Source organism: Roseospira visakhapatnamensis (genome assembly GCF_014197915.1).
GTDB classification, from domain to species: Bacteria; Pseudomonadota; Alphaproteobacteria; order Rhodospirillales; family Rhodospirillaceae; genus Rhodospira; species Rhodospira visakhapatnamensis.
In genome coordinates, this window is record NZ_JACIGK010000038.1 from 1 (window position 1) to 23,135 (window position 23,135).

Here is a 23,135-nt window from a genome sequence, read left to right on the forward strand (position 1 = left end):
AATGGAGGGTAGCCCATCCGTGGGGCTCGCCCCACGGATGGGCACGCAGGTGCGCCCCCACGAACAAAATTTCCAGACATCAGGTTACACAGCCTCTCGACCGCCTCGACCTGACAGAAAAACGGACGAATGCTGTGGAAATTATGGTGGCGCCAATGCTGGAGAAGCCGGGCCGTCTCCGGCGTCACGTTCCAATCGTTGGGGTTCTTCAGGTGTCGCCATTCGTCAACGTATGACCGGATCTGATTGATAATCGGCGTTGGGTTGTATTCCTGGTCTTCCGACGAAAGACCGTCGGCGTCGCCGAACACCATCTCCTTCTGACCGGGTTTCTTTTTTTGCTTTTTCGGCTTCGGCACCGGGGTGATGAGTTCGGATCGCCGACGCTGAGGCAAGATGGTGTTTGTGGGCTGCCCGCTTTCATCGAGTTCCCAGTGTTGTGCCGGGTACGCGTAGGGTGAGTTGATGATGGGTTGTTCAAAAAAGTTCATTTTGTGCAACCTTGGCAGACAAAAAGAGAACCAATTTCCTTATATGTTGTCATAGAACTACTACGTACGCAATCGACGCGCAACCATCGATGCTGAACAGCCGCTACTTGGTTTTCGCGCATCAATGATACCGAAACGACATAGTGTGGCCTCTAAGTTGCTCCAACCCATCCTGTGCCCTGTTGAGGATATCGTGCAACGCCGATGCGTCAGGATCGGTCACCACGGTGTCGACGGTGGGAAACACGGGGACAATGGCCGACAGCTTTCGCAGGTCGTCGAACGCCGCAGTGTTGGCTGCTTTGACCGCCGGGGAGAGCGGCAGGATATTGCTGGCCACGGTACGGACTTGGTTGGTGAGGCGATGGATCGCCGGGGGGTGGGATGCCGCGTTCACCATGAACGGGAACAGCCGCGCCCATTCGGTCAGGATCAAAGTCACGAGATAGGCGGCGAACAGCGTCAGATGGAGCCGCCGGGCCAGCGGCATGGCCAGCAGGCCGGTGATGTTCTCGGCCTCGCCGATTTGAACCCGGCAGACCATCATGAGGGCGCTCTGGTCCGCCTCGTATTCCAGAAGGTGGGCTTCAGGGATATCGCGGCGCGCGGTGTCGGGATGGCCCACCTCGTGCAGGCAGGTCAGGCCATGGACGCGCCGCGCCCAGCCGGCATGCCCGTTCAGGCCATGGGCCATTTCATGGAACCAGACCGCGCGAAGCATGAGGATGGCCAGCAGCAGTGCGGCATGCTCACGGGCCGAATCGCGCGGGATGTAGGCCCGGCCGCGCGCGGTGAACGCGGCGTTGTCGAGGCGCTTGCCTGCCCCGCGCATCCAGAATCCGGGCACGGTGCCGGGCAGCGGCGCGGGCGAGGCCTCGGCGGACGGATCGCCGATGTCCGGGAACAGCGAGCCTTGCGCGAAACAGAAGTTGGCCAGTTCGTAACAGGCGGCGGCCAGCCCGACATACACGCCCAGAAGATGCAGACCGGACTCGGCGCCGGCGATGGCGTTGATCTTTACGGAGTCCACATAGGCCGGATAGGCCCGGAAGGTCTGACCGTCGGCGCGGCGGGCTCCCGTAGCCAGGGCCAGATGATCGCGCATGCTCTCCAGGCTGATGCGCATGATGTCGGCCTTGATGGCGTGCGGGCCGGACGGCTGGTCGGGTGCGGCCGGGTGTTTGGTCTCCCGCTTGACGAAGTCCGCGAAGAGCCGCCGGTCCTCATCTGATCCAGGGTGATGGGTCGACACGACCGGCGGCTCCCCGGACGGTTTCGCGAGTACGGTGGGAGGAGAAACGCGGGGCAGTATGGCGCGCATGGCCGGGCGCGATCATCCTTAAACGTGTCGGCTTTCGCCTACCGGTCACGGCTGGGATCGTCATTGCGGGGGCGGTGGGGCCGGTCAGGATTGCGCGGCCGGGCGGCGCGCTCCCGGTCTCGGTTCTGTTCGGCGGTGGGCGCGCGAGCGTCCTCGCCGCCGGTTTCGCGGCTTTGCCCTTCGGCGGCGGCCTTGAAGGCGCGGGCGATGTCGGGCTGGCCGCGATCCTCGCCGCGACGCCGGCGGGGCGGCAGGCCTTCGGCGGCGCGCTCGAAGTCCTCGGCGATGTCGAAGGCCGGCTGGGGCCGGGCGTCGGGATGGCCCTGGCGCGGATCCACGGGCCGGGTCATGACCACGCGCCCGCCCGGCGGCACGGGACCGGCGGGGGCATACTGTCCACGCCCGCCGCGCGGACGCTCGTAATGGGCGATCCCGGGGGCCTGCTGGCGCAGGCGGCGCGGCGGCAGGGTCAGGCCTTGGGCGGCGGCGTCGAAATCCCGGTTCAGGTCGAGGCGTTCTTTCAGGGCGTGCTTTTCATCGAGATCGGTAACGGCCCGGGCCGGACCGTGGCGGTGCCGGGTCATCGCCTTGACCACCCTCGCCGGTCGGCCGGGGGGTTTCAACTCCAGGGTCAGGGCGGGGACATAGGGCATAACCTGCCGCGCGGCCTCGCGCCGCTGGCGTTCCAGCCCAGCCTGCAAGGACCGGCGCTCGCGGGCGTCCAGCTTGTCGAGGTTACGGATGGTCCGGGCCATGTCGAGGGCCTGCATTTCGTGGCGGCGGGTGAGGTCCAACTTCTCCCGGCGCTGGCGTTCGGCGACATCTTCGGCGCGGACCTCATAGGCCTGATAGCGCTTCCAGTCCTGATAGCGATGGACGCGCTCGCGGATCGCCTCCACGCCGGTGACGCGTCCGAGGAACGCGGCCAGCCCGCGCGGAGCGTTCGCTGCACGCTGCGCGCGGATGTCCCGGGTACGGATCAGATAGGCGGCCTTCAGGGATTTGCGCTCGCCGGCATGCCGCCGTTCCTGCCGCTGCTTCTCGGTTTCCTGCCGGACGCGCAGGCGCTCGCGGCTTTCCTCGGCCTCCTTCCTTCGCACGGCCTGACGGCGCTGCATTTCAGCGAACCGGTCCTTGCGGTCTTCCGGTTCACGGATGGCTTCCCGACCCCGGTCGTCCTTCGCGTTGCACAGGGCCGCCGTCTTCTCGGCGGCCAGCGTGCGGGCTTCTTCGACGCTCGGCAGGCTTTCGGGCGGATAGGCGGTGCCGAGGAAGGCGCGGATGTCCTTGGTGCGGACCTGCTTGTCGGCGATCAGCTTGGGCAGGGCGTTCATGTTCCCATCCAGGTCCACCAGCACATAGGGCCGCTTGCCGGTGGCCAGGATATAGCCGTGCTGGGAAAGCGCGGCGACGAAGGCCTGCGGGCTGTCCGCCCCGCGCCAGGCATCGGTGACGGCGGTCCTGCGCTGGTCCTGCGTGAGGCCGCTGAGGTTTTGCTGGTGCTGCTCGTAAAGGCTGGCTTGGCGCGGGCCACGCTCGGTTTCGGCTTCACGGTCGCGGTCCCGGTCGTAGCCTTTGGGGAGGGTCAGGCCGTGTTCGCGCGCGAATTCGCGCGTCACGGCCATGAGCTTTTCCTTGTCGAAGGAAAGCTGCACCGCCCTGCCCTTCTCGGCGTCGATCCGGGACCAGACGACATGGCAATGCTCGCGCCCGTCCTTGACGTGGAACACGACGGCGCGGGGCTGGCCAGCGAGCCCGAGGCGGTCCTCGGCGCGGCCGATGTAATCGAAGTATTGCGCGCGCGTCAGCGGCCCCTGGCGCGGGTCGGGATTGACGGACAGGCTGTAGAGATACTTTTGACAGCGGGTGAGCGCATGGGCCTGCACCTCCCATTCGGCGAAGGCGCCGTGCAGGTCGCGCGCGATGGCCCCGCGCACATGGGCCAGGTCGACCCGCTCGTTGTCCTGGGCGTTCTGGAGATGGGTGGCCAGGTCCTGGCCGTTCGCGCGCTGGCTGGCGAAGGGGATCATGGCGCCCGTCCCAGCGCCTTGAACAGCGCCGCCCGGATCTCCGCCAGATGAGCGGCGACCTGTTCGAGGGGGGCGCGAACATCCTGGGCCCCCTCGGCGGCCAGCCGTTCGATGGCCTCGAGACGGTCCGCCACCTCCGCCGCGCGCGCAAGCAGCCGAACCAGGTCGGCGGTCTCCACGGCGGGACGGCGCGCCCGGCGCGGCGGCGGGGTGCCGAAAATGGCGTGCTTGATGAAGGCGCCGGCGGACAGGCCTGAGGCGGCGACACGCGCGTTGAACTCTTCGCGCATGTCCGGGGGCAGGCGGAAGGTGATCGGCGCGGAACGCCTATGCGGTGCGGGTCTGTCCGTCATGCCTCCATGCTATCGGGGTCCGCGCGCGGGATTCCTCGCCGCGACCGCCAACCGTCCGGGCGGGGTCCAGGGGGCGCGAAAGCCCCCTGGCCGTGATGCACCGGCGGACCGGTGCGCTGGCCGGGTCGGGGTTCGATGCCCCGAACCGGCCACATCCATCCCTTACCGAGACCGTCCAACAGGGGCGGACGAGGTTTAGGGATGACCGAGGGGGGTCCGCGGGGGACGGGACGTCCCCCCGGCAAGGTGCGCGTGGTATGACCACGCACACCTTGTGTTCCTCTCTATTGGCCTGTTGCACCATAACCCTTTCATTCTACACCGGAATATCTGAACCACCAAATCCACGAGGCCCGTTCAGAGCCGCCCGGTTCCTCCCGGATTCAGGCGGATCGAGGCGGTGCAGTTCGCCCTTTCGTCTTGTCCAGACCCCGCCGGACCGGAATGGCGTGGACCGGAGATGCGCGGCACGAGGATCCCGGGCGCCTGGCCGGTACGAAGAAGGCCTGCGGCCCCCACCGATTGGAACAGCGTTGGAATGGACACTCCAAAACCGGGACCGACGCGAGGAATCGCGCTCCCGGTCGGTGCAAGGATGGTCTTCGGACCTCACCGGCGGGAGCGGCGATGGAATGGACATTCCAGAATCGAGACGCGCGCGGACGGTGGTGCCGCTGCGCCGGACGGATGCGGCGGAGATGGCGCCGACGGCGGAAACTTTCGCCGCCCTGCAAACGGCCTTCGATCATCTGAACACGCACCTGTTCGGCGGAGACCTGCCGAACGCGCTCGTAACCCTGACACGGCGCGGACGGTCGCCGGGGTGTTTCCGAGCTGGATCGTTCGAACGCGCCGACGGGGTGGTCGCCGACGAGATCACCATGACCCCGGCGCGGTTCCGCGACCGGCCGCCAGCGGAGCCCCTCGCTCAGCTCGCCCATGACATGGTCCATCTCTGGCAACGGGCTTTCGGGACGCCCGGCCGGGGCGGCTATCACAACAGGGAATGGGCGGCGAAGATGGTGTCCATCGGGCTCCAGCCGACTGCGACCAGCGAGCCGGGCGGCAAGGCCACGGGCGAGCGCATGGGCCAGATGCTGATCCCGGGCGGTGCCTTCGCCGACGCGGTGGCGGCGCTTCTGGACATGGGCTTTACCATCCCCTGGGCCGCGCGCGAGAAAGCGCTGCCCCGCGCCGGCGAAGGGGCGGACGATGACGAGCCCGCCGTTCCGAAGAGCGGGCGCTGGTTCAAGTATGTCTGCCCGGCCTGCGGGGCCATCGCGCGGGCGAAGCATGGGGCCTCGCTGGTGTGCGGCGACGACTACGTAGTGATGGACATGGAACCATGATCCGGCCCCTGCCCCGGAATGAAGCCGGAACAGGGGCCGGTGGGTGTGCGGGGGCTCATGCCCCCGCCGCGCCGGGCTGGGTCTTGTCCACCGGATAGAGCGACACGCCGCCGCTCAGAACCTGGGTGCCGTGGAAGCGCAGGTAGAGCGCGCCGTTCTGATTCCGCCAGGCCACCCCGAGCCGGTCCCATGTGGCGTTTTCTCCGCGACCGTTGCGCTTTTTAACCACGTAGTCCGGCGGGTTCGGGCTGCGGGGGTTGCCGGTGTCCTGTGTTTGGCCCTGGGCCTGCGGGGCGTTGACGGCGTCGGTGGCTGTGTTCGTCTTGGTGGTCATAACGGGTCTCCTTTTCGATTTTGATGACGGGCCGGACCATTCCAGCCTTGGCCGCCGGTTCGCCGCAGGTTCGGGACCGGGTCATGGCCAACACGGGCCTCCGCCAAGGGCTTCGGCCCGCAGGCGGGGGCCGGCGCGGGCAGGCCATTGACCCGCCGCCGGAGGCAGTCCCGGCCGGCGGCTATCGGCATGGGGCAAGGATGGCTGGAGTGGTCCTCGGCCTCCGGCAACCGAAAAGCGGGAGGGCCGTGCGGTGACCAACCGAACGCCGGCGCCGACAAACGCAACGCGCGGGGCAAGGCACGACTGTTCACCGGCAAACCGGTGCGCGCCCATCCCGTCTGCGGCCGGTGAAAACCCGCGCCCGGCGCGGTGCCCCCCTGCGATCCGGGGTCAGGGACCGCCGGCCATCGCCCGGGCGACATCGCCCACCGCACGGTCCAGCGCCCGGATCAGCATGGCGGCTGGTTCGGTCAGGTGCGGACCAGGCACGGCGGCGGTGGCCTGCCGGCGCGCCAGACCCTACCCCTGCAAGCGTTCGCAAAGCCCTTTCAGGCCGATCACGGTGAGCCCGCCTGATTTCCGATAGTCGTCATCGCCCGAATACACGATGAACGCCCGGTCGGGTTTCAGGTCCTCACAGGCATGGTGAAAACCGCGCTCCGGCTTCGGGGTCAGGCCGCGTTTGATCTCGACGGCCCACCGCTTTCCGCCGGGCAGATCGAGCACGAGGTCGATCTCCGCCCCGGCGGCGGTGCGGTAGAAACTCGCCTCCGTGCCCTCCGGCACCGCGCCCAGCAGGTTTTCGATGACGAAGCCTTCCCAGCTTCCGCCCGCGACCGGGTGGCCGAGCACGGCGTCGCGGTCACCGAGTCCCAGCAGCCGGTGGACGATGCCGGAATCCCGGACATAGACCTTGGGCGAGCGCACCAGGCGCTTGCCGACATTGGCGTGACAGGGCGGCAGACGACGCACCAGCAGCAGATCGACCAGCAGGTCGAGATAGCGGGCAACGCTCTTGCCGTCGACCGCGAGGCCTCGCCCCAGATGCGCGGCGTTCAGCAAACCACCCTGATCATGGGCGAGCATGGTCCAGAAACGCCGCAGCGTTTCGGCGGGGATGCGCGGACCAAGTTGCGGGATGTCGCGCTGCAGATAGGTGCGGATGAAGGCCTCGCGCCAGACCATGCTGGCCGCGTCGCTGTCGGCGAGGAAACTGTCGGGAAAGCCGCCGCGCACCCAGAGCCGGTCGCGCTCCGCCGGACCGACCTCCAGCACGTCGAGCGGGTTGAGGTCCACATAGGCGATACGGCCCGCGAGGCTCTCGCCGGACTGGCGCAGCAGGTCGATCGAGGCCGATCCCAACAGCAGGAACCGCCCGGCCTTTTGGCCCTTGCGCCGCCCCCGGTCGATCAGGCCGCGCAGGGTCTGGAACAGCTCCGGCATGCGCTGGACCTCGTCGAGGATGACGAGCTTGTCCGCGTGGCCGGAGAGGTAATAGACGGGATCGTCGAGCCTCTCGCGGTCGGGCGGGGATTCCAGATCGAGATACACGCTCTCGCGCTGGTCGGCGATCCACTCGGCCAGGGTCGTCTTGCCGACCTGTCGGGGGCCAAGCAGGGCCACGGCCGGAAACTGGTCCAGCCGGGCGAGCAGCGTATCGGTCAATCGGCGCGGTATCATCCTTGGAATTATGGCACAACGTGCCGGATTTGCAAGGATAACCGAAAAAGTCCGATAATTAACCTTGTAAATCCGGCGCTCCTCGCCGGATTTACAAGGTTAATTGGCCTGATCGGGTTCGCCAGCGTTAGGCGGTCGCATCAGGCTACAGGCCGGAGGTTAGCGCGGCGAGGTCCTGGCCCATGGCGTCGAGGTCGAGGGATTGCTCCTTGGGCACCGGGTCGGGGCCGTCCGGGGCGGGCGCGTCGGGATCGATCCGTATGCGGACGGCCTCGGGCATGTCGGCTTCCAAAGCCTCCCGCATATCATCGAGATCGTCGGTCGTCAGCCCGCCCTCGCCGAGCCGTTCGCGGGCCTCGTCCACACGATCCTGGAAGTCCAGAAGGTCCTGCCGTTCGGACTCCAGGTCGTTCACGCTCCGGTCAGCCTCTTCGAACTTTTCCCAGGTCGGCCGCGACGGGTCGATCTCCTCCGGGGACACCTCCGCCGTCACGTCGACACCATGCTCATCGAAAACGTGCAGACCGTCCTCGGTTCTGAAGACCCGACGCCCATCGGGCAAGACGTGTGCCTGCATAAGGATTTCTTCGCGCGCCTGCCGTGCGGCGTTGAGGGCTTCTTCGTTTTCGAGGAGCGCGTCCACGACCGCGGCATCGTACGCGTCCAATGCCGCGCTGAAGGCCGCGATCTGCTCGGTGGTCGCGAGGATCACGGCCTGGGCCACAGCGAAGTCATCGTCCTGTTCGCGGGCGTCTTCCCGCCGGGCTTTCCGCTTCCGGTGGAGGCGTGCCTGCTCCTGGCGATGGTGTTCGGCAAGGCGCCGCTTGAGGGCGTCGCCGATGAACGCCGCCTTGGAAAACTGCTCCTTTCCGTCACATGTTGTGATCTCGCCCATATTCACTCACACACCTGGTTCAGAAGAACGAACATCACCGCTGCCGGCGGATGGTCCGGGAAGGTTCCGAATGCCGTGTATACCTGCTCAATGGCCCCTTTCGTGTCGTCATAGAACCATGTGTTGATACAGGCCATTCCGGCCGGATCCTTACCGTCTCGCAGGTAGCGCGCATAAGAGAGCCCCTCCACGATCCCGGCGATAAACGAGAACCTCTGGGTGGTGTTCATGCGCTGCAAGACCACACCGGCCGTCAGCTCCGTGTCGGCGACTGCCACGTCAGGGACAGAAAATCCGAGACAAAACACAGCACCGCCCAGCGCGAAACAGGCAGTCGTTCTTGACTTACTCCACCTCGAATTCGACCGTTTTCGTTGAAATTTCCATATGTTTTTCAGATGTGGTATTCTATATTGGAGCATTGAGTTTTTTGCTTGAATTCAGAGGGGAACGAGGGCCATGACGGGACGCGGACAGACGCAACGGAAACGGTCGATTGTGTGACCGGGACCGCACCGGCCCGAGCACGGCTTCATATTGAAACGGCAATGGATTTTGAGAACCAAGGGCAAGCTGCCGGTCGCCGGATCGGCTATCTGAGGGTGTCCACGGCCGAACAGCGGCCGGACCGGCAGATCGACGGCCTGACGGACCTATGCGATGAGTTGCACGTCGAGATCCTGTCGGCGGTCAAGGACGTGCGGCCCGTCTTCGATGCGGTTGTCGCACGGCTCACCCCCGGAGACACGCTGGTGGTCTGGGACCTCGACCGGGCGTTCCGATCGACACGGGACGCCCTGACGGTCTCGGAGACTCTGGAACAGAAGGGCATCGCCCTCGATATCGTCCGCATGCGCCTGGATACGTCCCGCCCGGAGGGGATGCTGATGTACACCATCATGGCGGCGGTCGGAGAATTCGAGCGCCAGACCCTGGCCCGGCGCACCCGCGAAGGGTTGGATGCGGCGCGCCGCCGGGGCGTGCGCCTGGGCCGCCCGCCCAAGCTGACCGACGATCAGGTGGCCGCAATCTTGGCGGAGCTGGAAACCGGGGCGGCCACCGTCAAGGCGCTCGCCGAACGGTACGGTGTGGCCCCCTGGACGCTGACCCGGTCGATCCGGCGCACCAGGCGGCCCCAGCGGTGACGTTGCCGGTGGATGGTCAGCGTTCGTAATAGATGTTGTCGTAGATGGCGTCCAGCACCGTGATCATCCGTTCCAGGGTAAGCGTGATGTCCGTCAAGGTGTTCAAGGCTTCGTCGCGAGATAGCGCGGCCGGCACGTCATCGTGTAATCCAGGCATATGTTTTTCCTCCAGTCCGTTGGTGAACCGGGAGCTACAAACCGCACTATGACACGGTGCGACAGCCTTTAGGCCCCCATTCAAAGATTGGAGCCCTGAACATACGCTGGCGCCTCCCGGTCCAAGGACCGAAGGCGACAACCGACACTTGCCATAGTCGGGCTTGTAGACCCGGTGCAAATTGTCGTTGCACTATACTGAAGAATCGAGGGAACTCCTTCAAGTTGTTTCTGTGAATACCCCTGTGTTCATGCCCGGGCGCGAGGAATCCGCCCCGCGAGGTCGGACCATAATGACGGGATCGAATGTTCCCCGCCGTCATGGAGGCCGCCATGGGTCTGTCCCGCGAACGTGCATCCGCGCCCGATCCCGACACCCTCGTTCAGAGCCTGAGCCGGGGCGTGCTGCGCGGTCTGGCCCATGTCGCCCCGCGCCAGCACCGCACGCCCGAAGCGCACTGGGCGCCGTGGCGGAAAATCCTCGACGCCCCTGCCCTGCAGTACGATCCGGCCAATCCGGGCGGCAGGCTGCTGGTCGGGCGGTTGGGCGGCCAGTTGATCGGCATCGACGATCCGCGCCACGCGCTGATCCTCGGCGGAACGCGCGCGGGCAAGTCGGTCACCGTCACCGCGAACCTGTATTTCTGGCGCGGCTCGGCGCTGGTCATCGACCCGAAGGGCGAGCTGGCCAGCCGCACGGCCGCGATCCGTGCCGCCATGGGACAGAAGGTGTATATTCTCGATCCGTTTCAACGGGTGGAGGGACGGGCCGTGCGGTTCCGGGCGGCGTACAATCCGCTTTCCGTTCTGCTGGCGGACAGCCCCACGCTGGTGCAGGACGCCGAACGCATCACCGACGGCCTCGTGCAGACCACGGGGCAGGAGAAGGATCCACACTGGGACGAAAGCGCGGGCGCGTTCATCACCACGCTGATCCTGCTGGTGGCCACGGCACCGGCCTATACGGGGCCGGAACGCTCGCTGATCACGGTGCGCCGGTTGCTCACCCGGGCCAAGCTCGCCGCCCCGCGCGATCCCGAGCGTTTCGGGCTGCTGGAAGAGCTGCTGGACCATGCCGACGGCCTGCGCGCGGGGGGCAATGAAGACCTGGCCGAAGCCATCGAGGCCGGGGCGCGGGATTTCTACGACAAGAGCCCGAACGAGATGGACTCCGTGCTTTCGACCGCGCGGCGGCACACGCGCCTTCTGGGTGCGCCCGCGCTGCGGGAGGTGCTGAGCGGCCATGACGTGGACCTGTCGACGCTGAAGGCCGCGCCGGAGGGGGTAACCATTTATATGTGCCTGCCCGCCGGGGCGATGGTCCCGTTCAGCCGCTGGCTGCGGGTGCTGCTCAATCAGGTGCTGGACATGGCCGAAACCGTACCGGCTCGGCCGGGTGCGCCACCGATGCTGGTCTGCCTGGACGAGTTCCCGGTTCTGGGCCGAATGAAGCAGCTCGAACACGCCATCGGTCAGGTCGCCGGGTTCAGGCTCAAGCTCTGGGTCATCCTGCAGGACTGGAATCAGGGCGTCGACCTGTACGGCAAGCGCTGGGAGTCGTTCGCCGCGAATGCCGGACTCTGGCAGGCCTTCGGGCTGGTGGACACCACGACCTGCGAGGTGCTGTCGAAAAAGCTGGGCCGGACTCCGGTCATCGTCGGCCGGTCCTCGGACGTGGACAGCAAGGGCGTGGAAGGCGGGCGCACGGGCCTGTCCCACGGCCCGGAACTGCATCCACTGATGAGCGCGGACGAGATCGAACGGGCCTTTTCCCGCGACGATCCGGCCCGCCGGCAAATGGTGCTTTGGGGCGGGCACCGGCCCATGATCCTCCAGCGGGTCGAGTATTTCGACGAGGCCAGCTCGGTCCGGCCGCACTTCGCAACGCGGGAAGGCAGGTAAGCGATGCTGGTCCTGACGCTGCCATTATTGTAAGATTATCGCCATGAGGTAAAAAAGATGAACAGCTTCGCAGGTCACCCTGGTTCAAATTGTCGTAAAAACAGTAAGATCCGGCTGGCTGCCCTGCGCGCTGCCCTCGCCGAAGGCGAGGCCAGCGGTCCCTCGACCCCCTTCGACTTTGACGCTTTCCTCGAAGGGAAGAGAAATCGGGAAAAATCACCGGCACGGCAAGAACCTCGTTCATGACAAACAGGCTCAATAATGCCGTGCATTTTTGTTTCTTTCACCGTATAATGAATTTATGGTTGATGATCCTTATGAATTGATACTGGACCATTTGCGAGATATTCGTGGAACGCTGAATGGAATGGACGAGCGCTTTGGTCGCGTTGAAAGGCGCCTGAACAGCGTCGACCGTCAGCTAGCGGGTTTTCGCAACGATATGGCCGTTCTGCACCAGATGTACGCAGATCATCGTGACGAATTTGGCGAACTCCGGGAGAGAGTTGCGCGGATCGAGCGCCGACTGGATCTGAGCGACCCACCGCCCGGTCATTGACGAACTTCGATTCCTCCTCATCCCTCCTTCGCCGGATGCGAAACGATCCGGTGGGACGGACACCGGCCCATGATCCTCCAGCGGGTGGAGTATTTTAACGAGGGCAGCGCTGTCCGGGACCACGTCCCCGCGCGGGAGCGGTGAGCCTGTCTGTTTTCACCGGCAGAGCAACCCGATCTTGAAACCTTCTGCGCGGCGGAATGCAGAGTCCCTACCAATATTTACGGCTAATCGTCCCGCTGCTCCAGCTCTGCCGCGCAGAGTTCCGCGAACAGGTCGGGATCGGCCACGCGGCGGCTGGGCGGCTTGCTCCGGCCATCCCGGACGCTCAGGTCCAGCTTGCCGGTGGCCAGCATGGCGCGGATGAGGCTGGCCATGGACCATGACGCGGCGGCGAAGATGAGCGGCTCACCGGTGCGCGGGTGGCGGGCGTTGATATCCGCGCCGGCCTCTATGGTCTTCACGCCCTCCTCAACCTGAAAGCTGTCGATGGCCGTGGCGAGCTTTTCGCTCGGATCGGCACGACCGGCGAAATACGCACGCACGCGGGCGCACTCTTCGGCGTTGCGATCGATCGCGCGTTCGATGGCGTCCAGCATCTCATCGTCGATATCCGCGTCGGCCAGCGGCGCGAAACCGAGCGCGCCGGGTCCGGGCTTGTCTTCGGGTTTTTCCTCGCGCCTGTCCTCGTTTGGGCGGGACCCGTGGCGCTTGACCCGCACATGCGGCGCGCGGCGGAACAGGGCGATGTCCTCCGGCCCTGCATCAAACAGCCCCGCCAGCGGATCGGCGACGTTTTCCTCGTCCCCGCTCTCCTCGCGTGTTGCCCGGCCGGGCAGATCCAGGTCTTCGAGGTCTCCGCTTTTCCAGCGGCCGGACCGCCGGCCGGTCAGAGCGTGGGGCATATCCTCGTGGAAGAGGATCCGGTCGAAGCTCAAGAGCGTGCCGGCTTCCTGCCCGCGCGCAAGGCCAACGGCGAACGCCAGGTCGATGTCCGCGAACAGACCGCCATACTGCACGGCGGTGACCACGGGCGGGTTCCGGGTGAACCCGGCGATGGCCTCGAACCGCGCCGGGTGCAGGCATAACGTGCGGCCGGGCACCTGTTCCGGGGCGCTCACGGCATAGGCGCGAACCCGGTGGGCGGCGTCGATGCGCCGGGCGTCGCTGTCGAAGGCCAGCGTCAGCCGGGTTTCGACCAGGCGGTCGGCGCTCAAGCGATAGCCGCGATATTCGCCCGCCAGTTCCTTCGCGAATGCCTCGGCATTGGCGCGGGGCTCCATGGGCCGGAGCACGCCCAGCCGGGCCGGATCGGCGGCGGCCACCGCGTCCAGATCCGCGCGCGTGATGCCCTGCACGGCCACCAGATAGGCGGCGATGGCGGCGAGCGTGCCGGGCCTGGGGGCCTGTTCCTCCTCGAAGACAACAAAGCGGCGGAGGGTTTCCTCCGAAATCATCGGGTCGAGGTCGACGGTGAGAGCGACCTCGTGCAGCAGGCGCGCCATGGAGACCTTGCGGCCCGTCTTTTTCCCGAGCGCAACCTTCCGTGCGGCCAGTTCGGTGGACAGGAACGCGGCCATCAGCGGCGTGGCCGGCACGTCGATGGGTTTGAGCGCGCGGTCGGGATGAGCGGCGGTCATGGGACGCTTTGAGCCTGTGCGGGTTCCCGGTCAGTGGCGTTTCTAAACGGGCGCGAGGAAATGGCGCTGCCCGGCGGGGCTAAGGTGGCGCTGATGCGGGCATCGGACGCCCTCTTCAACCCACGGCAACCGGGAGAATGAGACAATGCGCGACTGCAGTCCATACGAACTTGCCATGCGAGGCTGGCCCGGCACGGTGCGGTTTCGCGTGCCGGGCGGCTCTGGCGGAGCGGCGCGCGGTTACCGGATCGTGCCGTTCTACCATACGCCCCTGGCAGCGCCCGCGGCGGACGTTCTTGTGACCGTCTGGATCTGGGGCGGCGTCCTCGCGACGGTCGTGATGCTGGATGCCGGGCCGCCGGACCGGAAGGACGAACTGACCCTGTTGATCTTCGCGGGCATGGTCCTGGGGGCCTGGCCGTTCTGGATGGCGATGAGGATCCTGCTGGCCAGCGCCACGGTGATCGAAATCACCCCGGAGACGGTCACTGTCCTCGGTTGGCTGGGCGAACGGCGCTACGGGCGCACCGTGCCCATCGGATTCGAACTGCACCCGCACTGGAAGCTGCGCCGGGCGATGCTGTGCCGGGAGGAACCCGCCAGGCACCTGCGCGAAGCCTTCCACCTGGTCATGCGCTACGGCCATGAAGCGGTGGTGCTGGCTACGATCCACGGCGAGGTGCGGGCGCGCACGCTCCTGGACCGGCTCAACGGCTGCTTCGCGGCCACCGGGCCGGGCATCGAAAACGCGGCCCTGCACGGGCCGGAGAATCAATACAGCCAAAGCGACGACCTTTGAGGGTCCTCTTTGAGATCCCTCTTTCAGATCCCCGGGGCGGCCGCGCGGTCTGCGTGCCCGAGTCCCGCCGCGAGGAATTCGCCCGGCGGGCCGGTGCCATAGTCGAGACCAGCAGGGCCGCTTGCCCCGCACCACCGAAAGAGGAGGAAAACCATGCTGGGTATTCTCGGGATCATCACCGGCTACACCATCGGCGGATTCAAGGCCACGAGCCGGGCGGGCCGTGAAGCGGCCCGCGCTGTGACCCGGTCGGCGGGCGGCGGCCAGGCCTTTCTGGAAAAGCACTGGGCGAGCCTGCTCGCGGCGGCGGTGATGGCGGTGTTGGCGCTTCAGGTTCTGGTCGGCTTCGACGAGGCGGGAGGTATGCGATGAATGCGGTGATCGAAAAACCCCGGGCGCGGACGGCACCGGCCGGGCCGAAAGAAACCGGAACCGATCCAGACAAGGGGGCGAACCAGGAAATCCGGATGTATTCCTCGTACCGCGCCTATATCGAGCTCACGGAACGGCTGACGGCCGGGCTGTTGCTGTTCCTCATGGCGGCAACGGCGTTCTACACCTTCCGGGGTGCCAGCGTGGTTCTGGCCTCGGACGGGGGCGGGGTGATGGACCGCCTCGCCTCCATGGTCTACGCCCTGGGCGTGGCGGCCATGACGTACCTGTTCTGGCGACACGCCATGAACATCGTGCCCGCCATGACGAACTGGCGTGACTGGCTGCGGGCCTTTGCCGTTCTGGTGCTGGGGGCATGCGCCATTGTGGCGACCTCGTCCTGGCTGAACGTGATGGCGCTGGCCGGCGCGGAGGTGCAAAAGATCGAACTGCACCGGACGATCACCCGATTCGAGACCGCGCACGACGCCTTCGCCCGGCGTCTGAGCACCACCGCGGCGCTTCGCGGCAGTCTGACGCAGGGCGCCCGGGACCTGCACGGCTGGGCGGAGGCCGAAGCCGCGCACGGAGCGATTTCCGGGTTTTCCGGCCGGGGGAGCGTGCATGCCGCCCTGACAGCCTCGGCGGGCCAGATGGCGGGCGTGGCCGGTACGCTGGACGAGGGTCTGGCGGAAGCGGAGGCCCTGGCCGGCCGGGCTCGTGACCATCTGGCGGCCATGCGGGCCATGGCGGACTCGCAAGCGCCCCTGGGCCAGCGCCTGAACGACTTCGCGAGCGAAGCCGATCGCCTGCGAAGCGCCCTTGTGGCGATGGGGACCATGGACCTGGCGGGCACCGTGGCCCGGGACATGGAACGGATCGGCGGCCCGGCCGTGTCCATGGAACCGTCCGCACGATCGCAGGCCATTGCAAGAGCCCAATCCTCGGCACTGGGCAAGGTCGAGTCCATCAAGGCCTCCATCGCCGGGCCGATTGCCGATGCGGCGGGCAGGATGAGCGAGACAAGCATGCCGGACGTGCCACTGTACCGGCGCACCAGCACCGTTCGGGCCGTTTGGGATCAAGCCGGCCAGCTCGTGCCGTATTGGGCCGGGGGCGTGGCGCTGGATCTGATGCCGGTGCTGTTGATCCTGTTCCTGAGTGTGCTGCGCCGGGCGCTGCATCCGAAGACACAGACGGATGACCGGGACAAGGGCGTGGACATGACCATCCGGGAAGTGCGGCGCGCCCGCGCGGCGATGGACGAACTGCTGGGCCGGCAGATTCCGAAAACGCCGTCGAAATGAGAGGCGGGGACGTGAGGGCGGGCGTCCCGGCAATCGCAAACGGCTCTTCCGGATCTTCGCCGGAGGGGCCGATTCGCAAATGGACACGGAAGAAAACGCGCCACAAACTTGCCACAAGGCCAAAAAGAGCAAAACGGAGAATGGCGGATGTCTGCGGTTTAAAGCGGGCCGGCTGTTGTGGCAAATCTCGCCGAATTCGGCCCGTTTCTTTCCGGAATATTCCGCTAAGCGATTGATTTTAAAATGGCGCGAGAGACGGGACTTGAACCCGCGACCTCCGGCGTGACAGGCCTGAAAAATATGGCTCATTTCTGCGGGTTACACAGTATCCGCCACAGAATTGCCACATGAATTTCTCGGTAATCTGGAAAGCATGCCAAAACGCTCTTCTGACGAGCGCTCCACTTTCTCGATCAGATGGCCGTAAACGTTCAGGGTCGTCTTGACGTCCTCGTGCCCCATCAGCTTCTGCATACGCTTGAAGTTGACGCGCTGCTCGATGAGCATGGATGCGTAGAAGTGGCGCAGGTCGTAGGGGCTGAACCGGGGCGTGAGGATGGCTTTTCCGTCCTCGTCCGTAGCCTCGTCCACCAGTCCGGCCTCGATGCAGGCCTTGTAGAACCCCCGTTTGCGCCAGTTGTCCGTATCCAGCCATTTGCCGGTGTCCGTGAGAAACACCAGATCGTACTTGTTCTCGATGGCATGATGATCGGCGTAGTGCCGGACCATGTCATAGGTCTCCGGGCTGAGATCAATGAACCGTCGACCCGCCGGTGTTTTGGTCACCGAGATTTTCCGGCTGCCGCGTTCCAGCGCACGGGTGACATGGATGCCTCCCTCCACGAGCCCTTTCCTGGCGACGACGAGATATTCCTGAGGGCGCATGCCGGTATCGGCCGCCAGATACAGGATCGGACGGTAACGCTGCCACGTGCGGGCCGTCTGCCTGTTCGTCGAATTGGCCAGCCGGTCGGCGGCGGCCAGCAGGCGGGCAACCTCCTCGGGTGTCGGGATGACGATCGGCTCGTCATATCGAGACTCGGCCCGGATCGCGACACTGGCCGCCACGTTGCTGGCAATGTGCCCGCGCATGGCCATTTCCTTAATGACGGCATGAAAAGAGGTCAGTGTTTTGCGCGCAAGATCCCGGCTGTAGGTGCGCAGAAGCCATGAACGGAAGGCGACGACATCGGGTGTTTGCAAATCCCCCAAGGTCTTCTGCCAGGGGTAATCTTTCATGATTTCCGCGCGCCGGCGGTAAGTCGCCAGCGTGTAGGCTGTTACGGGATCGCGACCATCTCGGCCTTCTTTCTCGCAGATATCCAACCAAAGGTTGATGGCCTGGGTGAGAGTGCGAATGCTGGTGTCCAGCGGTGCGGATCCCGGGGTGACGACGTGTTTGTCACGAAACGCCCGGGCTTCCTTCATGGTGCGGAAGGTTTTGTAGGCATAGCCGGTCTTGGCGGCCGCGCTGGGGTAACGGACCTGATAGGTGACGCCTTTACTGCCTTCTCTCCTGCGAATATCGGACATAGCGAACAATAATAGAACATGGGTTTCGGGCAATCAATAAGTAAGTAAGCCCGTTCTAAAGGTCTAGCTCTCGTCGGGCTCTGTTCTGCGCTTCCATATACGCTCGAATCAGCACATCTTTTTCGATCTTCAGCCGCCCGTCGATTGGGTCGACGAAGAATGGAAGCTTACGCTTGCCGGCCGCGTTCTTCTCGGCGGCGCGACGGATTTGCCGGTCATTGAATTCGATCCCCATCTCGGAGAGCACGTCACGGGCTTGGTCGAGGCCAAGGTAGGTCGGTTTCATCATGGCCGTGCCCTCCCTACAGACGGAACTCAGCGGCGGCGCTGAGATACGGACCATCGCTGTAGACGGCGTCGAGCGCGGCGCCGCACTCCGTCCTCGCCACGATGGGCTCGCCAAAGCCGTTGGTCGGGGTCAGAAAGAGACTGACCTCGCGGCAGTGGCGGACAAAGTGATCTTCTTCCAAGGCATAAAGCTGTTCGAAGAGAGCCTGCCGCAAAGCGGGCATGCTCATCTCTCCTTTCACTCTAATCTTCATGACGGATTATCCTTTCAATCATTATACATAAATTCCATTATACAATCATAAGCATTACGAAAAACTTAAAAATATTTTAGTATTTCCTTCTAAGTACTTGATTCGGGTGGGCGGGCGGGACTCGATATTCTGGCTTCTACTTCTTCAGTCTTTTTGGCGTTGCATGCGATCGCAACCGCAGGGCGCAGCGGAGCGCAACGAACCAGGGCGGGCCGCAACAGGGCAAAACGGTGTCACGCGGGGCGGGTCGTCGGGCGCGGCCGGATTAACCCGGCCGCGATGCGGCGGGGCGTTATGCCCCGCCCTCCCGGCACCGCCAGACGGGGATGCCCATGCGGCGGGCCTTGTCGGCCAGATTGTCGGTGATGCCGGAGCCGGGGAAGACGATGACACCAAGAGGCACGGCCTCCAGCAGGCGATCGTTGCGCCGGAACGGAGCGGCCTTACCGTGCGCGGTCCAGTCGGGCTTGAACACCACCTGCGCCACGCCGCGTTTGTCGGCCCAACAGGCGGCGATGCGCTCGGCCCCCTTGGGCAATCCGCCGTGCAGGAGCACCATGTCGGGATGGCGCGCCCGGGCCTTGTCGAGCGCGGTCCAGATGGCGCCGTGGTCGTTGCAGTCCAGCCCGCCCGCGAAGGCAATCCGGGGACCGGCCGGCAGCAGGGTTTCGGTCTCGGCCCGGCGGCGGGCGTTGATGAAGTCGCGGCTGTCGATGACGGCGGCGGTCATGGCCTGACGATTCACCCGCGATCCGGACCGGGGCCGCCACGGTCTTCCGGTCAGGGCCTCGAAGGCGGCGGCGGCGTGTTCCCGGCAGGCTTCGAAAGCGTTGCGGCGTTCGATCAGCCCCAGCCCCTCGCCGGTCAGGCGTTCCAACTCGACGGATCGGACCTCGGAGCCGTCCTGCTCGCGCTGGCTCCGCCGCTGGGCCTGTTCGTTGCCGTCCAGGTCGCGGTCAAGGGCGGCTACGCGTCGATGGAACACGTTGACGCAGGACCACAGAATGTCGGCCAGGTCGTCTTCCAGCCGGGTGTCCGTGAACAGGTCGGAGAGGGTTTCGAGCGCGCCCGCGATTGCGGTCTGGGCGTCCTCGTCGTCCGGAAGCGGACGGGGATCGGGTTCGTCCTGGAACGGACGGATGCCGTGGGTCTGCAGTTCCTCCAGCAGGTGCGCGGTTGGCGATACGGCGGGCTGGGGCTCGGTATCGAAGGGAAAGATGTTCGGGTTGGTCATGATGATCCTCGGGTCTGGGCTTGTGGCCGCGCCCATCGCGGCCTTTCCGGGGATCGACCGCCGGAGGCCCCGAGGCCGGTGCCGCACCCGAACGGGCCGAAACGCAGTGGAGGAGGACGCGGAACGCGGCCTTGCGGCGCCGGACGGCCTCCGGCAGAGCCCCCTCTGGAAAGGCCGTCGGCGGGGCCTTTGTTGCCCCGAACAGAGGATCAGGCAGCCCGAGTCCTGTCCCGATCAGCCGGGTCCAGTTGCCGGCGAACCTGCGCGGCAGTGACGTCAGGACCCAGGGCCAGCAGATCCGCGTTCAGATCGGCATGCCGGCTCAGCAGCGGACGCACAGCGATTCCGCGCGCGCCGGCCCGGTCGGCGAGACGCGCGAAGGCAGATTCTCCGGCAGGATCGGGCTCGATGGCCACGTAGAGCCGGGTCAATGTCGACAGCGGTTCGAAGGCCCCCAGGTGCGCGGCGGACAAGGCCGCGACCATGGGCAAGCCGGGCAACAGCATGCGCAGGGTCAAGACGGTCTCGATCCCCTCGCCCGCGACCAGTGCGGGACCGGACGCGCCGAACCGCACCGCGTTGCCGCGCAAGTGCCCCAACGCCCGGCGCGGTGTCGCGATCGAGGCCTTGCCGACGCTGACCGGATCCAGGAAGGTCCGCTGCACGCCGGTGACCGTGCCGTCGGCGTCCGTGACGGCGGCGATCAGCGCGGGCCGGCTCTCGGGCGAGGCGTCCGGTGTGGTGCGGCACCAGGCGCGCGGGTGGAAGCGCAAGGCGGGCTCCGGCCGGGGCAGGACGATCCCGCGCCCGGCCAGATAGCGCTCGGCAAGGGTGCCGGCCATCGGTTTTGAGGCCGCGAAGAGCCGCCGCGCGGCGGCGCGGGTGTCCGAGCCCTCGTGCGGGGTCGGCGAAGGGGCCGGCCACGGCTGGCGAAGAAAGATGTGGGCCTCTTCGACCGCGCCCCAGAAGTCCAGGCCCCGGTTGGCGGCGATCAGATCCAGCAGGTCGCCGTATTCAGACGTGGCGGCATCGGTCCAGTGCCCCGCCTGGGGTCCGGTCAGGCGGACGTAGAGGCTCTGACCGGGGTGGCCGTGGACATTGCCCACATGCCAGTACGCGCCCTGACGCCGGCCGGCGGGCAGATAGGCCCGGCAGACGGCCTCGGCGCGTTCGGCCAGGGCACGGGCAATCTCGTCGGCTTTCATGATCGTTCCTCCGCGTCAGAAAAAGGCCCGGCGCATGCGCCGGGCCGTGAGGTGGGCAAAACCGCCGTCCGATTATTCGGCGGCTTCGTCGAGCCATTCCTCGTGTGGAGGACTGTTCTCGTGCGGGGGATTGGTCTCGTCGGCACGTGGGTCTGCGTCGTCCGGCGTTTCGAGATCCGGCATGCGCAAGGGCTCAGGCAGCCAGCCGGTGCCCGCCAGCAGGCGGGCCGCCTCCTCGGCCATGTCGGTCTTGCGCAGGTGCTCGATCCGCGCCGCCGCGCGTTCGCCCTTGGCCTCGCGCACGGCTTCGAGGATGCGCGCCTTGGTCACGCGCCCGAGATACGTGTCCGCCGTGGGCGACCAGCCCGCCGCATCCATGTCGAGCGACACCGCCCGCGCCAGCACATCGGCATGACGGATGCGCCCGGGACTGCGTTTCCACGGCTCGACGACGGCGTTGACGGTGCGCGCCGCGCAATGCGCCAGCAGGGCCATGCGCTCCTCGTCCGCCAGACCTTCGAGAAACGCCCACAGACCCGCCGGATCGCCGGGCAGGCGCGCCGCCCAATCCGTGTACCGCGCCTCCAGCGCCCGGGCAGCCGCGCTCTCGCGCAAGCCCGACCCCTGGATGGTCAGGGGCGCCGACCGCCCCGTGATCTCCAGGCTGGTGTCCGCCGCGCCGGCGCGGAAGGCGGACAGGCACAGCGCGTGCAGCACGGCGAGGAACGCCGTCTCCGGCGCACGCCCGAGCGCTTCGCGCAGGGCCAGCGTCCGGTGCGCCGTCAGTTCGGCGATGAGCCGATCCGACAGGGGCTTCGCCGGGTCCTCGCCGGGCTCCGACGTCCCCGGATCATTGGCGGGGACAGACGGATCGGCGGCCGGACTGTCCGGCGCATCGCCGTCAGCGACCGTGTCGCCATCGGTGTCCGATGTCTCGGAAACCACGTCGTCCTCCGGACGAATGAAGCCGCGCTCGATCCGAACCTGGCCGTCCATGTCGATGGAGACGAACACCCCGGCGCGGGTCATCTCCCCGGGATCGAACCGAACGGGCCGGGTCTCGAACACCTCAAGGGCGGCCTCGATCTCGCCGACGCGGGCGTCCACGTCGTCGGGCAGTTCGGTGGGTTCCGGATACGACCCCAGCAGCTTTTCAAGCTCCGCCTGCAAGTCGCGGCGGGCCGCAATCTCCTCCTCCGTCAGGTCGACGGCCTCACCGGCAAGCCGGCGCAGGCCGTGCGTATGCCCGTACGGGAAATCCAGCGCGGCTTCGACCCAGAGCCAGCCTTCCGCGCGAACCTGTTCGGCGGCAGTGTTCAGGGCCTCGGCCACCAGACGCTCCAAAAGCGCCATGTCCTCGAACCAGCCACCGCCGTCCTCGCTGAACAGGTCACGCAGGATGGTGCCGCCGGCGTCCGCGTAGGCCTCAGCGCCGACAAACCGCGCCCGGCGGTCGTCAGCCCGGATCGCCGTCTCCGTCAAAAGGCGGCGGATCACCGCCGGGTGGCGGTTCCAACTGTTCTGCGAGACGAGATCCCAGACCTGTTCCTGACGGGCATGATCGCCGCTCACCGTGAAGGCCATCAAATCGTCGAGCGCCATCTCACCTTCGGCGTACAGCTCCAGCAATCGCGGCGAGACGCCGGCAAGCCGCAGGCGCTGGCGCACCACGGCGGGCGTCACGAAGAACCGCGCGGCGATGTCTTCCTCGCTCAGGCCCTTGTCCCGCAGGGCCTGGAAAGCCCGGAACTGGTCGAGCGGATGCAGCGCTTCGCGGTGGACGTTCTCGGCCAGGGAGTCTTCCTCGGCCGCTCCGTCCGCGTGCACGATGCAGGGGATGGGCGCGGTTCTCGGCAGGCGTTTCTTCTTCACCAGCAATTCCAGCGCCCGAAAGCGCCGCCCGCCCACCGGCACCTCGAACGTGCCGGTCTCGGCGCCGTCTTCGGTCAGGACCGGCCGGACCGCCAGCGATTGCAACAGCCCGCGCCGGGCGATGTCCTCGGCCAGATCGGCGATGGACTGCCCGCCCTTGACCTTGCGGACGTTACTCTGGGACAGAACCAGTTTGTTGAAGGGAATGTCCCGGACCGGACTGAGGATTGAGCAACCTGAAGGATGGAAATTCGGCCTGAGGTCCGTCAGTCATCCCGGTTTTCCATGTTGATGTAGACGCGGTCTGTGGTGGCCCAATCCTCGTCGATCTCGGCGAGGACGGCGGTGACGAGGCGCAGCAGCGAGGCCTCGTTGGGAAAGACGCGGACCTTCTTGGTCCGGCGCTTGATCTC

Annotated in this window: 24 protein-coding genes and 1 pseudogene; 8 read left to right on the forward strand and 17 right to left on the reverse strand. The window is 66.3% G+C overall.

Annotation, left to right across the window (positions count from 1 at the left end; all coding sequences use genetic code 11):
- The 4 genes and pseudogenes from GGD89_RS17565 to GGD89_RS17580 form a co-directional block, all read right to left on the reverse strand.
- Nucleotides 1-491: pseudogene (locus tag GGD89_RS17565) on the reverse strand (hypothetical protein); the annotation flags it as partial.
- 121 nt (nucleotides 492-612) lie between these two features.
- A complete protein-coding gene (locus GGD89_RS17570; RefSeq protein ID WP_184048111.1) occupies nucleotides 613-1,743 on the reverse strand; it encodes a hypothetical protein in 1,131 nt (376 codons plus the stop codon).
- Nucleotides 1,744-1,850: 107 nt separating this feature from the next.
- Entirely contained in the window at nucleotides 1,851-3,842 is a 1,992-nt protein-coding gene (locus tag GGD89_RS17575; RefSeq protein WP_184048114.1) for a relaxase/mobilization nuclease domain-containing protein, read from the reverse strand.
- Nucleotides 3,839-4,195, reverse strand: a complete 357-nt coding sequence (locus GGD89_RS17580) for a hypothetical protein (RefSeq protein ID WP_184048118.1) — start codon at nucleotides 4,193-4,195, stop codon at nucleotides 3,839-3,841. The genes GGD89_RS17575 and GGD89_RS17580 overlap by 4 nt, the downstream gene beginning before the upstream one ends.
- 632 nt (nucleotides 4,196-4,827) lie before the next feature.
- On the opposite strand from GGD89_RS17580, the gene GGD89_RS17585 reads away from it, so the two are divergent.
- Nucleotides 4,828-5,544, forward strand: coding sequence for a sprT domain-containing protein (locus GGD89_RS17585; RefSeq protein ID WP_221238543.1), 717 nt, complete (start codon nucleotides 4,828-4,830; stop codon nucleotides 5,542-5,544).
- A gap of 55 nt (nucleotides 5,545-5,599) precedes the next feature.
- On the opposite strand, the gene GGD89_RS17590 is transcribed toward GGD89_RS17585, so the two are convergent.
- The 4 genes from GGD89_RS17590 to GGD89_RS17605 form a co-directional block, all read right to left on the reverse strand.
- Complete coding sequence (locus tag GGD89_RS17590; RefSeq protein ID WP_184048121.1) at nucleotides 5,600-5,878, reverse strand: hypothetical protein; 279 nt, start codon at nucleotides 5,876-5,878, stop codon at nucleotides 5,600-5,602.
- Nucleotides 5,879-6,400: 522 nt separating this feature from the next.
- Entirely contained in the window at nucleotides 6,401-7,546 is a 1,146-nt protein-coding gene (locus GGD89_RS17595; RefSeq protein ID WP_221238544.1) for an ATP-binding protein, read from the reverse strand.
- Nucleotides 7,547-7,706: 160 nt separating this feature from the next.
- Nucleotides 7,707-8,456 carry a hypothetical protein gene (locus tag GGD89_RS17600; RefSeq protein WP_184048127.1) on the reverse strand — a complete coding sequence of 250 codons (750 nt, stop codon included), beginning with the start codon at nucleotides 8,454-8,456 and terminating at the stop codon, nucleotides 7,707-7,709.
- 2 nt (nucleotides 8,457-8,458) lie between these two features.
- Complete coding sequence (locus GGD89_RS17605) at nucleotides 8,459-8,734, reverse strand: hypothetical protein (RefSeq protein WP_184048130.1); 276 nt, start codon at nucleotides 8,732-8,734, stop codon at nucleotides 8,459-8,461.
- Between the two features lie 270 nt (nucleotides 8,735-9,004).
- Here GGD89_RS17605 and GGD89_RS17610 point away from each other — a divergent pair, with 270 nt between their 5' ends.
- Nucleotides 9,005-9,601 carry a recombinase family protein gene (locus tag GGD89_RS17610; protein WP_184048133.1) on the forward strand — a complete coding sequence of 199 codons (597 nt, stop codon included), beginning with the start codon at nucleotides 9,005-9,007 and terminating at the stop codon, nucleotides 9,599-9,601.
- A gap of 16 nt (nucleotides 9,602-9,617) precedes the next feature.
- Here the strand turns inward: GGD89_RS17610 and GGD89_RS17615 are convergent, their stop codons facing one another.
- A complete protein-coding gene (locus GGD89_RS17615; protein WP_184048137.1) occupies nucleotides 9,618-9,758 on the reverse strand; it encodes a hypothetical protein in 141 nt (46 codons plus the stop codon).
- Nucleotides 9,759-10,090: 332 nt separating this feature from the next.
- Between GGD89_RS17615 and GGD89_RS17620 the strand changes: the two genes are divergently transcribed.
- Genes GGD89_RS17620 through GGD89_RS17630 form a run of 3 tightly spaced genes read left to right on the forward strand, consistent with a single transcriptional unit; the run spans nucleotide 10,091 to nucleotide 12,218 of the window.
- Nucleotides 10,091-11,659: a type IV secretory system conjugative DNA transfer family protein gene (locus GGD89_RS17620; protein ID WP_184048140.1), complete on the forward strand. Its 1,569-nt coding sequence runs from the start codon at nucleotides 10,091-10,093 to the stop codon at nucleotides 11,657-11,659.
- Between the two features lie 57 nt (nucleotides 11,660-11,716).
- A complete protein-coding gene (locus GGD89_RS17625) occupies nucleotides 11,717-11,905 on the forward strand; it encodes a type II toxin-antitoxin system ParD family antitoxin (RefSeq protein ID WP_184048143.1) in 189 nt (62 codons plus the stop codon).
- A 55-nt stretch (nucleotides 11,906-11,960) separates the two neighbouring features.
- Entirely contained in the window at nucleotides 11,961-12,218 is a 258-nt protein-coding gene (locus GGD89_RS17630) for a hypothetical protein (protein ID WP_184048146.1), read from the forward strand.
- A gap of 227 nt (nucleotides 12,219-12,445) precedes the next feature.
- On the opposite strand, the gene GGD89_RS17635 is transcribed toward GGD89_RS17630, so the two are convergent.
- Nucleotides 12,446-13,798 (reverse strand): hypothetical protein, encoded by a 1,353-nt coding sequence (locus GGD89_RS17635; RefSeq protein ID WP_184048149.1) that lies wholly within the window; start codon nucleotides 13,796-13,798, stop codon nucleotides 12,446-12,448.
- A gap of 205 nt (nucleotides 13,799-14,003) precedes the next feature.
- Here GGD89_RS17635 and GGD89_RS17640 point away from each other — a divergent pair, with 205 nt between their 5' ends.
- The 3 genes from GGD89_RS17640 (at nucleotide 14,004) to GGD89_RS17650 (ending at nucleotide 16,336) form a co-directional block, all read left to right on the forward strand.
- A complete protein-coding gene (locus GGD89_RS17640) occupies nucleotides 14,004-14,657 on the forward strand; it encodes a hypothetical protein (protein WP_184048151.1) in 654 nt (217 codons plus the stop codon).
- Between the two features lie 153 nt (nucleotides 14,658-14,810).
- Nucleotides 14,811-15,029, forward strand: a complete 219-nt coding sequence (locus GGD89_RS17645; protein WP_184048154.1) for a hypothetical protein — start codon at nucleotides 14,811-14,813, stop codon at nucleotides 15,027-15,029.
- A 95-nt stretch (nucleotides 15,030-15,124) separates the two neighbouring features.
- Nucleotides 15,125-16,336, forward strand: coding sequence for a hypothetical protein (locus GGD89_RS17650; RefSeq protein ID WP_184048157.1), 1,212 nt, complete (start codon nucleotides 15,125-15,127; stop codon nucleotides 16,334-16,336).
- A 318-nt stretch (nucleotides 16,337-16,654) separates the two neighbouring features.
- Here the strand turns inward: GGD89_RS17650 and GGD89_RS17655 are convergent, their stop codons facing one another.
- The 7 genes from GGD89_RS17655 to GGD89_RS17685 all read right to left on the reverse strand — a co-directional run.
- The gene (locus GGD89_RS17655) at nucleotides 16,655-17,869 is read right to left on the reverse strand and encodes a tyrosine-type recombinase/integrase (protein ID WP_184048160.1); all 1,215 of its coding nucleotides are present in this window, start codon (nucleotides 17,867-17,869) and stop codon (nucleotides 16,655-16,657) included.
- Between the two features lie 55 nt (nucleotides 17,870-17,924).
- A complete protein-coding gene (locus GGD89_RS17660; protein ID WP_184048162.1) occupies nucleotides 17,925-18,158 on the reverse strand; it encodes a hypothetical protein in 234 nt (77 codons plus the stop codon).
- A gap of 13 nt (nucleotides 18,159-18,171) precedes the next feature.
- The gene (locus tag GGD89_RS17665) at nucleotides 18,172-18,411 is read right to left on the reverse strand and encodes a hypothetical protein (protein ID WP_184048164.1); all 240 of its coding nucleotides are present in this window, start codon (nucleotides 18,409-18,411) and stop codon (nucleotides 18,172-18,174) included.
- A gap of 292 nt (nucleotides 18,412-18,703) precedes the next feature.
- Nucleotides 18,704-19,645 carry a DUF2493 domain-containing protein gene (locus GGD89_RS17670; RefSeq protein ID WP_246423203.1) on the reverse strand — a complete coding sequence of 314 codons (942 nt, stop codon included), beginning with the start codon at nucleotides 19,643-19,645 and terminating at the stop codon, nucleotides 18,704-18,706.
- A 209-nt stretch (nucleotides 19,646-19,854) separates the two neighbouring features.
- Nucleotides 19,855-20,850 carry a DUF7146 domain-containing protein gene (locus tag GGD89_RS17675; protein WP_184048170.1) on the reverse strand — a complete coding sequence of 332 codons (996 nt, stop codon included), beginning with the start codon at nucleotides 20,848-20,850 and terminating at the stop codon, nucleotides 19,855-19,857.
- Nucleotides 20,851-20,922: 72 nt separating this feature from the next.
- Nucleotides 20,923-22,992 carry a ParB/RepB/Spo0J family partition protein gene (locus GGD89_RS17680; RefSeq protein WP_221238545.1) on the reverse strand — a complete coding sequence of 690 codons (2,070 nt, stop codon included), beginning with the start codon at nucleotides 22,990-22,992 and terminating at the stop codon, nucleotides 20,923-20,925.
- A partial coding sequence (locus tag GGD89_RS17685; protein WP_184048173.1) for a transposase occupies nucleotides 22,989-23,135 on the reverse strand: 147 nt, incomplete at its 5' end. The genes GGD89_RS17680 and GGD89_RS17685, both read right to left, overlap by 4 nt.